Below are 15,025 nucleotides of genomic sequence, written 5' to 3' on the forward strand. Positions count from 1 at the left end.
GCCCTCGTTCGCGCAGCTCTTCGTCGAGAGCGCCGACCCGGCGGCCCGCAAGAGCGGCATCGAGCTGGACAGGTCCGCGTTCGTGCTGCGCAAGCGCGCCGAGCGCGAGACCGACGTGTACTTCCCCTCGCTGTCCTCGCGCACCCTGGTCTACAAGGGCATGCTGACCACCGGGCAGCTGGAGCCGTTCTTCCCCGACCTGTCGGACCGCCGGCTGACCACCGCCATCGGCGTCGTGCACTCCCGGTTCTCCACCAACACCTTCCCGAGCTGGCCGCTGGCCCACCCGTACCGCTACATCGCGCACAACGGCGAGATCAACACGGTCAAGGGCAACCGCAACTGGATGCGCGCGCGCGAATCGCAGCTCTACTCGGAGCTGTTCGGCGCGCACGACCTGGAGCGCGTCTTCCCGATCTGCACCCCCGACGCCTCCGACACCGCCTCCTTCGACGAGGTGCTGGAGCTGCTGCACCTGGGCGGCCGGTCGCTGCCGCACGCGATGCTGATGATGATCCCGGAGGCGTGGGAGAACCACGAGTCCATGGACCCGGCCCGGCGCGCGTTCTACCAGTACCACTCCACCGTCATGGAGCCCTGGGACGGCCCGGCCGGCGTCAGCTTCACCGACGGCACCCTCGTCGGCGCCGTCCTGGACCGCAACGGCCTGCGCCCCGGCCGCTACTGGGTCACCGACGACGGCCTGGTCGTGCTCGCCTCCGAGGTCGGCGTGCTCGACTTCGACCCCGACCGCGTCGTGCGCAAGGGCCGGCTGCAGCCCGGCCGGATGTTCCTGGTCGACACCGCGCAGCACCGCATCGTCGAGGACGACGAGATCAAGGCGGAGCTGGCCGCGGAGCACCCGTACGGGGACTGGCTGGACGCCGGCATCGTCGCGCTGCCGGAGCTGCCCGAGCGCGAGCACATCGTGCACACCCACGCCTCGGTCACCCGCCGCCAGCAGACCTTCGGCTACACCGAGGAGGAGCTGCGCGTCCTGCTCGCGCCGATGGCGCGCACCGGCGCCGAGCCGATCGGCTCCATGGGCTCCGACACCCCGCTCGCGGGCCTCTCGGACCGGCCGCGGCTGATCTTCGACTACTTCACGCAGCTCTTCGCGCAGGTCACCAACCCGCCGCTGGACGCGATCCGCGAGGAGCTGGTCACCTCGCTGCACTCGGCGCTCGGGCCGCAGGACAACCTGCTCAAGCCCACGCCCGCGTCCTGTCGTACGGTCACGCTGCCCTTCCCCGTCCTCGACAACGACGAGCTGGCCAAGCTCATCCACGTCAACGCCGACGGCGACATGCCGGGCTTCAAGTCCGTGACGCTCTCCGGCCTGTACCGCGTGCAGGGCGGCGGCCGGGCGCTGGCCGACCGGCTGGCGGAGGTCTGCGCCGAGGTCGACGCGGCGATCGACTCCGGCGCCCGGCTGCTGGTCCTCTCCGACCGGCACTCCGACGCCGAGCACGCGCCGATCCCGTCGCTGCTGCTCACCTCGGCCGTCCACCACCACCTGATCCGCACCAAGCAGCGCACCCAGGTCGGCCTGCTGGTCGAGGCCGGCGACGTGCGCGAGGTGCACCACGTCGCGCTGCTCATCGGCTACGGGGCCGCCGCGGTCAACCCGTACCTTGCGATGGAGTCCGTCGAGGACCTCGTCCGCGCCGGCACGTTCATCGAGGCCGGCCCCGACGGCGACTCGCAGACCGCCATCCGCAACCTGATCAAGGCGCTGGGCAAGGGCGTGCTGAAGGTGATGTCCAAGATGGGCATCTCCACCGTCGCCTCCTACCGCGGTGCGCAGGTCTTCGAGGCCATCGGCCTGGACCAGGAGTTCGTGGACACGTACTTCCACGGCACCACGTCGAAGATCGGCGGCGCCGGCCTCGACGTCGTCGCCCGGGAGGTCGCCGCCCGGCACGCCAAGGCGTACCCCGCCTCCGGCATCGCCCCGGCGCACCGCGACCTGGAGATCGGCGGCGAGTACCAGTGGCGCCGCGAGGGCGAGCCGCACCTCTTCGACCCGGACACGGTCTTCCGGCTCCAGCACTCCACCCGCACCCGCCGCTACGACATCTTCAAGCAGTACACGCAGCGCGTGGACGAGCAGTCAGAGCGGCTGATGACGCTGCGCGGCCTGTTCCGGCTGGCGTCGGAGCGCCCCTCGGTGCCGCTGGACGAGGTCGAGTCCGTCGCCGAGATCGTCAAGCGCTTCTCCACCGGCGCCATGTCGTACGGCTCCATCTCGCGGGAGGCGCACGAGACGCTGGCCATCGCGATGAACCAGCTCGGCGGCAAGTCCAACACCGGCGAGGGCGGCGAGGACGCCGACCGGCTGTACGACCCGCGGCGGCGCTCGGCGATCAAGCAGGTCGCCTCCGGCCGCTTCGGCGTCACCAGCGAGTACCTGGTCAATGCCGACGACATCCAGATCAAGATGGCGCAGGGCGCCAAGCCCGGCGAGGGCGGCCAGCTGCCCGGCCACAAGGTGTACCCGTGGGTGGCCAGGACCCGGCACTCCACGGTCGGCGTCGGCCTCATCTCGCCGCCGCCGCACCACGACATCTACTCGATCGAGGACCTGGCGCAGCTCATCCACGACCTGAAGAACGCCAACCCGCGGGCCCGCATCCACGTGAAGCTGGTCAGCGAGGTCGGCGTCGGCACGGTCGCCGCCGGGGTGTCCAAGGCGCACGCCGACGTGGTGCTGATCTCCGGCCACGACGGCGGCACCGGCGCCTCCCCGCTGACGTCGCTCAAGCACGCCGGCGGCCCCTGGGAGCTGGGCCTCGCCGAGACGCAGCAGACGCTGCTGCTCAACGGGCTGCGCGACCGCATCGTCGTGCAGACCGACGGCCAGCTCAAGACCGGCCGCGATGTCGTCGTCGCCGCGCTGCTCGGCGCCGAGGAGTTCGGCTTCGCGACCGCGCCGCTGGTCGTCTCCGGCTGCGTGATGATGCGCGTGTGCCACCTGGACACCTGCCCGGTCGGCATCGCCACCCAGAACCCGGTGCTGCGCGAGCGCTACACCGGCCAGGCGGAACACGTCGTCAACTTCTTCGAGTTCATCGCCGAGGAGGTCCGCGAGCTGCTGGCCGAGCTGGGCTTCCGCAGCCTGGACGAGGCCGTCGGGCACGCCGAGATGCTGGACGTCAGCCGCGCCGTCGACCACTGGAAGGCGCAGGGCCTGGACCTCGCGCCGCTGCTGTACGTCCCGGAGCTGCCCGACGGCGCCTCCCGCTACCAGGTCACGGGCCAGGACCACGGCCTGGAGAAGGCGCTCGACAACGAGCTGATCAAGCTCGCCGCCGACGCGCTGGCCGCGCCGTCCGCCGCCGAGGCCCAGCCCGTACGGGCCCGGGTGGCGATCCGCAACATCAACCGCACGGTCGGCACCATGCTCGGCCACGAGGTGACGAAGAAGTTCGGCGGCGACGGCCTGCCCGACGGCGCGATCGACCTCACCTTCACCGGCTCCGCCGGCCAGTCGTTCGGCGCCTTCGTGCCGCGCGGCGTCACGCTGCGGCTGGAGGGCGACGCCAACGACTACGTCGGCAAGGGCCTGTCCGGCGGCCGGCTCGTGGTCCGCCCCGACCGCGGCGCGGAGCACCTCGCCGAGTACAGCGTCATCGCGGGCAACACCCTCGCGTACGGCGCCACCGGCGGCGAGATGTTCCTGCGCGGCAAGGTCGGCGAGCGGTTCTGCGTGCGCAACTCCGGCGCGCTCGTCGTCGCCGAGGGCGTCGGCGACCACGGCTGCGAGTACATGACCGGCGGCCAGGCCGTCGTGCTGGGCGAGACCGGGCGCAACTTCGCGGCCGGCATGTCCGGCGGCGTCGCGTACGTCATCGACCTCGACCCCGACAACGTCAACGAGGGCAACCTCGCCGCCGTCGAGAAGCTCGACGACGCCGACCGGGAATGGCTGCACGACGTGGTGCGCCGCCACCACGAGGAGACCGGCTCGACCGTCGCCGGGAAGCTGCTCGCGGAGTGGGACGCCCCCGAAGCGGGCGTCGCGCGGTTCAGCAAGGTCTACCCGTCCACGTACAAGGCAGTGCTCACCGCCAAGGACGCCGCTGAGCGGGCCGGCCTCACCGAGGCCCAGACGCACGAGAAGATGATGGAGGCTGCGCTCCATGGCTGACCCCAAGGGCTTCCTGACCACCGGCCGCGAGGTCGCCGAGACCCGGCCCGTCGCCGAGCGGGTCAAGGACTGGAACGAGGTCTACGTCCCGGGCTCGCTGCTGCCCGTCATCAGCAAGCAGGCCGGCCGCTGCATGGACTGCGGCATCCCCTTCTGCCACAACGGCTGTCCGCTGGGCAACCTCATCCCCGAGTGGAACGACTTCGCCTACCGCGAGGACTGGACCGCCGCCAGCGAGCGGCTGCACGCGACCAACAACTTCCCGGAGTTCACCGGGCGGCTGTGCCCGGCGCCGTGCGAGACCGCCTGCGTGCTGGGCATCAACCAGCCGGCGGTGACCATCAAGAACGTCGAGGTCACCATCATCGACAAGGCGTGGGAGGCCGGTACCGTCACGCCGCAGCCGCCGGAGCGGCTCTCGGGCAAGACGGTCGCCGTCATCGGCTCGGGACCCGCGGGCCTGGCCGCCGCGCAGCAGCTGACCAGGGCCGGGCACACGGTCGCGGTCTACGAGCGGGCCGACCGGATCGGCGGGCTGCTGCGGTACGGCATCCCCGAGTTCAAGATGGAGAAGCGGCACATCAACCGGCGCGTCGAGCAGATGCGGGCGGAGGGCACCAAGTTCCGTACGGGCGTGGAGATCGGCCGCGACATCGACGCCGCCAAGCTGCGCAAGCGCTACGACGCCGTCGTCATCGCCGCCGGCGCCACCACCGCGCGCGACCTGCCGGTGCCGGGCCGCGAACTGACCGGCGTCCACCAGGCGATGGAGTACCTGCCGCTGGCCAACAAGGTCCAGGAGGGCGACTACGTCGCCCCGCCGATCTCCGCCGAGGGCAAGCACGTCGTGGTCATCGGCGGCGGCGACACCGGCGCCGACTGCGTCGGCACCGCGCACCGGCAGGGCGCGGCGTCCGTGACCCAGCTGGAGATCATGCCGCGGCCGTCGGACGAGCGGCCCGAGGGCCAGCCGTGGCCCACGTACCCGATGACGTACAAGGTCACCTCCGCCCACGAGGAGGGCGGGGAGCGCGTCTACGCCGTCTCGACCACCCACTTCGAGGGCGACGAGGACGGCAACGTGGCCTTCCTGCACCTGGTGGAGGTGCGGTTCGAGGACGGCGGGTTCAAGCCCGTGCCGGGCACCGAGCGCAAGATCCCGGCCGAGCTGGTCACCCTCGCGATGGGCTTCACCGGCGTGGACCGGGAGAACGGCCTCGTCGAGCAGCTGGGCCTGGAGCTGGACGCGCGCGGCAACGTCGCGCGCGACGCCGACTACGCCACCAGCGTCCCCGGTGTCTTCGTCGCCGGCGACGCCGGGCGCGGCCAGTCGCTGATCGTCTGGGCGATCGCCGAGGGCCGTTCCGCGGCGCGCGGCGTGGACCGTATGCTGACGGGCGCCAGCGAACTGCCGGCCCCGATCAGGCCGACGGACCGGGCGCTGGTGGTCTGACGCCCGGCTCCACCCGCACGATGTCCTTGGGATGTCCCGTACAACGAGGTACGGAACAGCAAGACCCGCGGCGCCTGCCTCTCCCCGACCGTTGAGGCGGGCGCCTCGGCGTGTCCGGCCGCGGGTTCGGGCCGCGGGTGTCCGGTCGCGGGTGCCGGGCCGAGGGGGCGGGCGGGGCCGGTGGGATGGATGCGGTGGGATGGACGCGGTCTGGTGCGGCCGGGGCGCAGCGGATACCTTCCGGGAAGGTGCGCCGTCATGCAACTCCCGTATGTCTCCCAGGAGTCCACATGCTCAGACGTCGCTCGACGGCACCGCTGTTCCTCGCACTCGTGCTCGCCCTGTTCGCCCCCCTCACGGCCGCCGCCGCGCCCGAACCGACCGTCACCGGATCGGGCCCGGCCGCCGAAGTCCCGCTGGAGGAGCTGGCGGTGACCACCACCCAGGTGGCCTCCGGCCTGCGCCGCCCCATCGACATCGCCGCGCCCGACGACGGCAGCGGCCGGCTGTTCATCGCCGAGAAGCGCGGCACCGTCCGCGCGTACCACCCCGACACCGGCCTCGCCCCGGATCCCGTCGCCGACCTCACCGGCGTCGTCGACGAGTCCGGCAACGAGCGCGGCCTGCTCGCCGTCGTCCCCGACCCCGCCTTCCCCGAGGTGCAGGACCTGTACGTGGTCTACAGCGCGCTGCCCGACGGCGCGATCACCCTGGCCCGCTACGGCCTCGACGACGGCGGCATCGAGGTGCTGCTCTCCCAGGAGCACGCCGAGTACAGCAACCACAACGGCGGCACGCTCGCCTTCGGCCCCGACGGCTACCTGTACTGGACCATCGGCGACGGCGGCGGCTCCGGCGACCCGTTCGACAGCGGCCAGCGCCTCGACACCCTCCTCGGCAAACTGCTGCGCATCGACGTCAGCCGGACCTGCGGCGACCTGCCGTACTGCGTACCCGACGACAACCCGTTCGCCGGCACGGCGGGCGCGCGCCCGGAGATCTGGGCGTACGGGCTGCGCAACCCCTGGCGGTTCTCCTTCGACCCCGCGGACGGCTCGCTGTGGCTCGGCGACGTCGGCCAGGGCCGCTGGGAGGAGATCGACCACGTCGCCCGTACGGAGCAGGCCGGCGCGAACTTCGGCTGGTCCTGCCGCGAGGGCTTCGAGGTCTTCGACGAGGCCCAGTGCGCCGCTGACGCCGACTACACCGACCCGGTCTTCACCTACTCCCCGCAGACCGGCGGCTGCGCCGTCGTCGGCGGCCGGGTCTACCACGGCGAGCAGTACGCCGACCTCCTCGGCGGCACGTACATCGGCACCGACTACTGCTCCTCGGCCGTCTGGGCGCTGCGCGAGGACGGCGGGGGCGGCTACCGGCAGGCGGAGATCGGCCAGTTCCCCACCCAGGTCACGGACGTCGGCGAGACCGTCGACGGCGAGTTCTACGTCGTCAACGACCTGCCCGGCGGGCTGCACAAGGTCGACTTCGGGCGGCAGCAGCCGACCTGCGGGCTCGACGTCGTCTCGAAGACCTGGGGCGGCGGCCTGACGGTGGACCTGACGCTCACCAACACCGGCAGCACGCCGATCGACGGCTGGACGCTGAAGTTCCCGCTGGCGATCGGCCAGGCCGTGATCTCGGACTGGAACACCGACCTCTTCCAGGGCGGTGACATGATCACGGCGGCCAACGCCCCGCACAACGCGGTGATCGAGCCGGGGGAGAGTGTCTCGCTGGGCTATCTGGCGAGCCACACGGGTGACATTTCGCCGCCGAAGCGCGCCGCGCTCAACGGCGACGCCTGCACGCTGACCGCCTCCAGCTCCGCCGCGAGCTGACGACCCGCAGCTAGCAAGCGCTTCCACGCACGCCCCCGGTCGCACGCCGGGGGCGTGCGTCATGAAAATGGCGATGATAGTTTCGGCTGCACAGCGCGCAACGCCAAAGGTCGGACAATTGTCGGGTGGACGCTTCTGCGGCGGCCCAGACAACGGTTCGGCATCACCTCGAAGCCACCCTTGACCCTGGTTAAACCACTCCATACCGTCCTGCTGGTCTAGACAAGTTCAGGTTCGGCTCACTGAGGAGCGGGAGCGGTTCATGCGGAAGTTCGTCATCGGCGCCGTGAGCGCCGCAATGGTGCTGGGGCTCGCTGCCTGTGGCAGCGACTCCGACGATGGGGACGGCGGCGGCGACGCACTGGACGGCAAGGGCAAGACCCTCGACGTCTGGATCATGAAGGGGACCAACCCCGACGCCAAGCCGTTCTTCGACAAGCTCAATGCGGAGTTCGAGAAGAAGACCGGCGCCAAGGTCAACATAGAGGAACAGCAGTGGGAGAGCGCCCAGCGCAAGTTCACCACTGCGATCGAGGGCGGGCCTGACCAGGTGCCGGACGTCGCCGAGGTCGGTACGACCTGGGTGCCGCAGTTCGCCGAGACCGGCGGTCTGGTCGACGTGACCGACCAGGTCAAGGAGGCCGGGCTCGACCAGGATCTGGTCGAGGGTCTGAAGGACGCGGGCACGCTGGAGGGCAAGCAGTACGGCATGCCCTGGTACGCCGGCGTCCGCGGCCTCGTCTACCGCAAGGACATCTTCGACAAGCACGGTCTGAAGCCCCCGACGACCTGGGAAGAGCTGCGCGACGTCGCGCTCACCCTGAAGAAGGAGGAGCCGGACATGATCTCGTTCCCCGTCGCCGGCGGGGCCGAGATGTTCGCGATGCCCTTCGTCTGGGGCGCGGGCGGCGAGCCCGCCGTGCAGGAGGGCGACACCTGGAAGTCCGCCATCAACTCGCCGGAGTCCGTCGAGGGCCTGCAGTTCTACACGGACCTGGCGACGAAGGACGGCCTGTCCCCGGCGAAGGTCACCACCTGGCGCGAGGACGAGGTGGCCCAGGAGTTCACCAAGGGGAACGTCGCCATGACGATCTCCGGCAACTGGACCCCCAAGACCTTCATCGACGAGGCCCCCGAGCTGGAGGGCAAGCTCGGCGCCGCGCCGATCCCCGGCAAGGACGGCGGCATGAGCCCGTCGTTCCTCGGCGGCTCCTACCTGTCGACCTTCGACAGCGACAAGAAGGACCTGGCCTGGGAGTACGTCAAGATGGCCACCACCGGCAAGTACGCCGCGGAGTGGGCCAAGCAGACGAACTACTTCCCCGGCACCAACACCGAGCTGGAGAAGATCGCCGCGGAGGGCGACCCGCTGGTCGAGCCGTTCGCCAAGCAGATGCTGGAGGCCGGCGCGACCGTCCCGAAGACCACCTCCTACGGCGAGATCCAGGCCAGCCAGGTGGTGCTGAAGCTGGTGCAGTCCGTGCTCAAGGGCGACCAGAGCGTCCAGGAGGCCGCGGACAAGGCCGCCGGCGAGATGGACGACATCTTCGCCAAGTCCGAGTAGACCCCGGCTTCGGACAAGGACACGGAAAGACACCGTGAAGGAATCGATTGCCGCCGAGGCCGCGCTGGCTCCCCCCAGGGAGCCGTCGCGGCCCGGCCGTGCCTCCGCTGACGCCGCGCGCCGCCGCAAGCGGCTGGTGACCGTGACCCGGCCGTGGCTGCTGATGGCACCCTCCCTCGTGGTGCTCGGCGGGCTGCTGCTGTGGCCGCTGATCGAGGTCGGCAAGCTGTCGCTGCAGGACTACGAGGTCAAGTTCGGCGGCGGCGTCGGCACCTGGACCGGCTTCGACAACTACGCCGACCTGCTCTCCAACGACCTGCTGTGGCGCACCGTCCTGCCGAACACGGCGTTCTTCGCGTTCGCCTGCGTCTTCCTCACCGTGGGGTTCGGCACGCTCGTCGCGCTGCTGCTCAACCGCCTGGGCACCCTGTGGCGGGTGGTCTGCTCCACCGCGATCATGGCCGCCTGGGCGATGCCGGCGGTCACCGGCACGTACGTCTGGGTGTGGCTGTTCGCGCCGGAGGACGGGCTGATGAGCAAGGTCGCCGGCAGCCTCGGGCTGATCGACCCGGAGACCACCAACTGGTTCACCGAGCGGCTCGGCTTCTACGCCATCGCCACCCTGAACGTCATCCACCACGGCTTCCCCTTCGTCGCCATCACCGTGCTCGCGGGCCTGATGACCGTGCCGAAGGAGCTGTACGAGGCCGGGATGATCGACGGCGCGAACGCCTGGCAGCGGTTCTGGCGCATCACCGTGCCGGCGCTGCGGCCGATCTTCCTGGTCGTGACCATCCTCTCGACCATCTGGGACTTCAAGGTCTTCACCCAGATCTTCCTCATGCCCGGCGGCAGCGGAAGCAACGAGGAGGTCATGAACCTCGGCGTGTACTCGTACATCGAGGCGTTCGCCAAGAACGACTACGGGGCCGGCGCCGCCGCGGCCGTGCTGCTCACGCTGCTGCTCATCGCCATCACCCTCGTCTACATCCGCACGCTCTTCCGGCAGGGGGAGGAGGACCTGTGAAGCGCACCTCGATCGGCTCGCGCATCGGCCTGCCGGCCGCCGTCGCGGGTCTGCTGATCTTCACCCTCTTCCCCGTCTACTGGATGATGAGCACGGCGCTGGACCCGCGGGCCGCCTCGCGCGGTTCGGACATACTGCCGAGCGGCGTGTCGTTCGAGCACTTCAGCCGGGTGTGGAACGAGGGCGACTTCGACCGCTACCTGCTGAACTCGGCGGTCGTCGGCCTCGGCACCATCCTGGCCGCCGCCGCGCTGTCGCTCTTCGCGGCCGTGGCCGTGGCGCGCTTCCGGTTCAAGTTCCGCACCTCCGTGCTGATCATGATCCTGATCGTGCAGATGGTGCCGCTGGAGGCGCTGGTCATCCCGCTCTTCCTGCAGATGCGCGACTACGAGATGCTCAACAGCCTGCTCGGGCTGACGATCGTCTACATCGCGCTGTCGCTGCCGTTCGCGATCTGGACGCTGCGCGGGTTCGTCGCCACCGTGCCCAAGGAGGTCGAGGAGGCGGCGTACATCGACGGCTGCACCTGGCCGCGGATGTTCTGGTCGGTGCTGCTGCCGCTGGTGGCGCCCGGTCTCGTGGCCACGAGCGTGTTCGCGTTCATCACCGCCTGGAACGAGTTCGTCTTCGCGTACACGTTCATGAAGGACAGCGACAAGTACACGGCGGCCGTCGGGATCTACCAGTTCTTCGGCGAGAACGACACCGCGTGGGGGCCCGTGATGGCCAGCTCCACGCTGATCACCCTGCCGGTGCTGATCTTCTTCGTGATCGTGCAGCGGCGGCTGGCCTCCGGGCTGGCGGCCGGGGCGATCAAGGGCTGAGGGAGCGGCACGTACCGGCTCGCGGGCCGGTCACGTGTCGCACTCCAGCACCGTCTTGCACAGCCCGCAGCGCGCCCGTACGTGGCCGCGCACCGGCACCCGGATCCGCTGGTGGCAGACGGGGCACGGGAACGACACCCGCAGCGGGGAGCCGTCCTCGAAGGCGTAGCCGTCGACGGGGGCGGCCGTCGTCGTCAGCCCGCCGCCGCCCGCCTGCGCGAACATCTCCTGCGCCCGCCTGCGGTCCCTCGTGTACCGGTGCCGCCCCAGGCGCCCGCTCGCCGCCAGCGGCGGGCGCCGGGCATCCCGGCGGGCCATGTCCATGCCGGCGTTGTACGCCTCGTACGCCTGCGGGCTGGTGAACCAGATCTCGGGGTTCTCGCCGAAGGCGAGGGCGCGCTTGGCGACGACGTAGCCGAACTCCTCGGGTGTCAGGTAGCCGAACCGCTGCGAGGCGCCGCCGCCCTCCCGGAAGGCGTCCAGGAGCAGCCAGCCGGCGCCGAGGTAGGCGGTCGCGGTGTCCGTCAGGATCTCGTTCTCGGCCGTGTCGGGGAAGGACAGGCCCAGGCCGTCGAGGCACACGTGCATCACCTCGTGCGCCAGCGCCCCGCCGATGTCCCGGCGGTACTCGCGGAACCGCGGGTTCAGCTCGACGAAGTACTCGGGGCCCTCGGCCAGCTCCACCACCGCGGCCTCGGGCATCTCCCGGAAGCTCACGATCATGCGGGCGTCCGGCAGCCGCAGGTGCTGCACCAGCGTGCGCGCCACGCGCTGGACGCCGAGGTGCAGGTCCTCGTCGGCGTCCAGGGCCACGTCCGCCGGCGGGACGCTGACGGCGAAGTCGGCGTGCAGGGTGTCCGCGGTGATCCGCCGGTACAGCGCCGTCAGGGCCGACTGCACCGTCCGCAGATGCGGAAAGCCGTGCACGACCTCGCTCGCGCTGTCCACCGGCGACCCCCAGGGTCCGACTCCCGCCCACTGTACGGGCCCGCGCCCCCGGGCCCCCGGGCGACGTATCGTGGCGCGCATGAGTCCGAACATCGCCACCAACACCCGTGTCGACCTCGCCGGGCTGCTGGACTTCGTACGGCCCAGGCACCGGGCCCTGCTGCTCACCCGGCGGGCCGACGGCTCGCCGCAGGCGTCGCCGCTGACCTGCGGGGTGGACGACGCGGGGCGGATCGTGGTGTCCACGTACCCGGAGCGGGCCAAGACGCGCAACGCGCGGCGGGACCCGCGGGTCGGGATCGTGGTGCTGTCCGACGAGTGGAACGGGCCGTGGGTGCAGGTCGACGGCGCCGCCGACGTGGTCGACGCGACGGCGGACGTGGAGCCGTTCGTGGAGTACTTCCGCAACATCTCGGGGGAGCACCCGGACTGGGACGAGTACCGCGAGGCCATGGTGCGGCAGGGGAAGTCGCTGATCCGGATCACGCCGGAGCGGTGGGGCCCGGTGGCCACCGGGGGCTTCCCGGCGCGGCTGTCGGAGGGGTCGTAGGCGCGCCGGTCAGGGCGGTGGTGGGGTGAGCAGCGGTTCGGTGCCGGGGGCGGTTAGTTCCAGCAGCAGCACCTCGTTTGTGCCCGTGCGGAGCACGGGGCCCGGGACGTACAGCTTCTCCTGCGGGCCCGCGGCCCAGTAGCGGCCCAGGCAGAAGCCGTTGACCCAGGCCCAGCCCCGGCCCCAGCCCGGCAGCTCCAGCGCCGCGTCCCCGGGGCGCGCGACCTCGGCCGACGCCCGGTACAGGCCCGCGCCGTCTGTGCGGTCTGTGCGGTCTGTGCCGTCCGGGCCGTCCGCGGCGGCCGTGTCCGGCGGGTCGTACGGGAGTGCCGCCACCGCCTCCGCGTCGTCGAGGGCGTCCAGGCGCAACCCTCTGGCCCGTACGCCGTGCACGTACTGGCGCTCGTGCAGCAGCCCGCCGGTGATCCCCTTCGGCTCCCCGAGCCGCGGACCGTAGTTGACCCGGCCCAGCGACTCCACCCACACCTCGACCTCCGCGGGACCCGCGACGTCCCCGAGCGGCGCCTCCTCGCCGGCCAGCGCGATCCGCCGCTCGCCGGCCGCGTCCCGCACGTACGCGACGGCCACGTCCCGCAGCCCCGTGACCAGCAGCGGGTACGGACGCCGCGGGCCCGGGACGCGGAAGCGGTAGCGGACCAGCCCGCGGTCGACGTCCAGCTCCTCGAACGTCGGCGGCACTCCGGACTCCGTCTCGGGCCCGCCCAGCGCCGCCAGCACCCGCGCCGCCGGCACGTACCCGTCGACCGGCGCGCCGTAGTCGTACGACGTGACGTCCGGCTGGAGGGCGCCGCGGTGCAGCTCGCCCGCGCGGTTGGCGCCCGCCCAGCCGCCGAAGCTGGTGCCGCCGTGCGCCATGTAGAAGTTCACCGACGCGCCGCAGCCGAGGATCTCCGCCAGCGCCGCCACCGCGTCCGCCGGCTCCCGTACGACGTGCTCCTCACCCCAGTGGTCGAACCAGCCGCACCAGAACTCCGCGCACATCAGCGGCCCGTCCGGCCGGTGCCTGCGCAGCGTCGCGAACGCCTCCCGGGCGCCCGAGCCGAAGGTCAGCGCGGCCGGCACGCCGGGCAGCGTGCCGGCGGTGAGCATGTGGTCCTCGGGCCCGTCCGCGGTGTACAGCGGGACGGTCACGCCGCGGGCCCGCAGACCGTCGGCGAGGTGGCGCAGATACGCGCGGTCGCTGCCGTACGAGCCGTACTCGTTCTCCACCTGCACCATCAGCACCGGACCGCCCCGCGTCACCTGCCGGGCGACGACCTGCGGCAGCGCCGCGTCGAACCAGTCGTCCACCGCGGCGAGGAACTCCGGGTCGCGCGTGCGCACCCGCGGGCCCAGCGGGCCCGTCAGCCAGTGCGGCAGCCCGCCGTTCTCCCACTCGGCGCAGATGTACGGGCCGGGGCGGACGATCACCCACAGCCCGGCGGCCTGCGCGGCGTCGATGAAGCGGCCGGCCGCCGCCACGTCCTCGTAGCGGCCGGGGTGCGGCTCGTGCAGGTTCCACGGGACGTACGCCTCGACGCAGTTCAGGCCCATCGCGCGCAGCATCGCCAGGCGGTGCCCCCACTGCGCCTCGTGCACCCGGAAGTAGTGCATGGCCCCCGACAGCAGCCGCACCGGCCGCCCGTCCAGAAGAAAGCTGTCCCCGCCCACCGTGAACTCAGGCACCCGATTCCCGCCGTTCGTCGCCGATTGCCGGGCAGATACTCTCGTCCCCTGGCCACCCGCCCGTCCATGGACAAAGATCGACGGTGCTTGGACTCGGCGCTTGGACCCGGTGTCCGGACCCGGCGGCGGCGAAGCGAGGAGGGCGGGCGATGAGCCACCACACGTGGATGCGCTACTTCACCCCCGGCCCGGTGCACCGCAAGCTCGGCCTGGTCTGCCTGGGCGTCGGCCTGCAGTACGGCGACCTGCCGGTCGTCGGGCCGCGCACGCTCGACCACCACGTCGCCGTCGTCATCAGCAGCGGACACGGCTGGTTCCGGGGCGCCGACGGGCCCGTGCTGGACGTCGCGGCGCCCGCGCTGCTGTGGCTCACGCCGGGCGCCGTCCACCACTACGGGCCCGACCCCGCGACCGGCTGGGACGAGGCGTTCGTCGACTTCACCGGGTCCGCCGTGGCCGCGTACACGGAGCTGGGCTACGTCCAGCCGGAGCGGCCCGTGGTCCCGCTCAGCGACGCCACCGGGCCGCGCACCGTCGTCACCCGCATCGCGCGCGCCGCCCGCCGCGGCAACCCGATGCTGGAGGTCGAGACGTCCGCCGCCGTGCACGACCTGCTCGTCGCGCTGCGGCGGTCGCGCGCGGACATGGCCCCGGACGGCGACCCGGTGCTGCCGGCGCTGGCCCGCGACGCCTTCCTGCCGCTGTCCGTCGCCGAGCACGCGGCGCGGCACGGGATGACGACGGCGGAGCTGCGCTCTGCGGTGCGGCGGGCGGCGGGGTGCAGCCCGAAGGACTACCTGCTGGGGATACGGCTCGGGCGGGCGAAGGAGCTGCTGGCCGCCACGGAGCTGCCGATCGCGGCGGTCGCCCGGCGGGTGGGGTACGACGACCCGGCGTACTTCTCGCGGCTGTTCACGCGCCGGGTGGGGGTGGCGCCGGTGCGCTTCCGCGACCAGCAGGGGCGTACGGTGCCGGGCGGCTGGAG

At 71.8% G+C, this 15,025-nt stretch carries 10 protein-coding genes; 8 read left to right on the forward strand and 2 right to left on the reverse strand.

The window, feature by feature from the left end; all coding sequences use genetic code 11:
- The 6 genes from gltB to H5J30_RS05265 form a co-directional block, all read left to right on the forward strand.
- Positions 1 to 4,150: glutamate synthase large subunit (gltB, locus tag H5J30_RS05240; RefSeq protein WP_181785977.1), on the forward strand; the 4,150-nt coding region annotated here is incomplete at its 5' end.
- Complete coding sequence (locus H5J30_RS05245) at positions 4,143 to 5,603, forward strand: glutamate synthase subunit beta (protein ID WP_181785978.1); 1,461 nt, start codon at positions 4,143 to 4,145, stop codon at positions 5,601 to 5,603. The genes gltB and H5J30_RS05245, both read left to right, overlap by 8 nt.
- A 290-nt stretch (positions 5,604 to 5,893) precedes the next feature.
- Positions 5,894 to 7,441 carry a PQQ-dependent sugar dehydrogenase gene (locus H5J30_RS05250; RefSeq protein WP_181785979.1) on the forward strand — a complete coding sequence of 516 codons (1,548 nt, stop codon included), beginning with the start codon at positions 5,894 to 5,896 and terminating at the stop codon, positions 7,439 to 7,441.
- A gap of 262 nt (positions 7,442 to 7,703) precedes the next feature.
- Complete coding sequence (locus H5J30_RS05255; RefSeq protein WP_181785980.1) at positions 7,704 to 9,005, forward strand: sugar ABC transporter substrate-binding protein; 1,302 nt, start codon at positions 7,704 to 7,706, stop codon at positions 9,003 to 9,005.
- Between the two features lie 34 nt (positions 9,006 to 9,039).
- Positions 9,040 to 10,032, forward strand: coding sequence for a carbohydrate ABC transporter permease (locus tag H5J30_RS05260; protein WP_181785981.1), 993 nt, complete (start codon positions 9,040 to 9,042; stop codon positions 10,030 to 10,032).
- Positions 10,029 to 10,856 (forward strand): carbohydrate ABC transporter permease, encoded by an 828-nt coding sequence (locus tag H5J30_RS05265; protein WP_181785982.1) that lies wholly within the window; start codon positions 10,029 to 10,031, stop codon positions 10,854 to 10,856. The genes H5J30_RS05260 and H5J30_RS05265 overlap by 4 nt, the downstream gene beginning before the upstream one ends.
- A 30-nt stretch (positions 10,857 to 10,886) precedes the next feature.
- Here the strand turns inward: H5J30_RS05265 and H5J30_RS05270 are convergent, their stop codons facing one another.
- On the reverse strand, positions 10,887 to 11,804 hold the full coding sequence (locus tag H5J30_RS05270) for a hypothetical protein (protein ID WP_181785983.1): 918 nt from the start codon (positions 11,802 to 11,804) through the stop codon (positions 10,887 to 10,889).
- A gap of 79 nt (positions 11,805 to 11,883) precedes the next feature.
- Between H5J30_RS05270 and H5J30_RS05275 the strand changes: the two genes are divergently transcribed.
- Entirely contained in the window at positions 11,884 to 12,354 is a 471-nt protein-coding gene (locus H5J30_RS05275) for a PPOX class F420-dependent oxidoreductase (RefSeq protein ID WP_181785984.1), read from the forward strand.
- Between the two features lie 9 nt (positions 12,355 to 12,363).
- On the opposite strand, the gene H5J30_RS05280 is transcribed toward H5J30_RS05275, so the two are convergent.
- Entirely contained in the window at positions 12,364 to 14,040 is a 1,677-nt protein-coding gene (locus tag H5J30_RS05280) for a glycoside hydrolase family 35 protein (protein WP_181785985.1), read from the reverse strand.
- A 149-nt stretch (positions 14,041 to 14,189) separates the two neighbouring features.
- Here H5J30_RS05280 and H5J30_RS05285 point away from each other — a divergent pair.
- The coding region (locus tag H5J30_RS05285) for a helix-turn-helix domain-containing protein (RefSeq protein ID WP_181785986.1) at positions 14,190 to 15,025 on the forward strand (836 nt) is incomplete at its 3' end.

Origin of the sequence: Streptomyces phytophilus (genome assembly GCF_013870535.1) — a bacterium.
In the GTDB taxonomy this organism is placed as follows: domain Bacteria; phylum Actinomycetota; class Actinomycetes; order Streptomycetales; family Streptomycetaceae; genus Streptomyces; species Streptomyces phytophilus.

What these genes read in the sequence shown, in the direction of transcription:
- H5J30_RS05245 (WP_181785978.1), top strand. Translation starts at nt 4,143, where the DNA reads ATGGCTGACCCCAAGGGCTTCCTGACCACCGGCCGCGAGGTCGCCGAG.
- H5J30_RS05250 (WP_181785979.1), top strand. Translation starts at nt 5,894, where the DNA reads ATGCTCAGACGTCGCTCGACGGCACCGCTGTTCCTCGCACTCGTGCTC.
- H5J30_RS05255 (WP_181785980.1), top strand. Translation starts at nt 7,704, where the DNA reads ATGCGGAAGTTCGTCATCGGCGCCGTGAGCGCCGCAATGGTGCTGGGG.
- H5J30_RS05275 (WP_181785984.1), top strand. Translation starts at nt 11,884, where the DNA reads ATGAGTCCGAACATCGCCACCAACACCCGTGTCGACCTCGCCGGGCTG.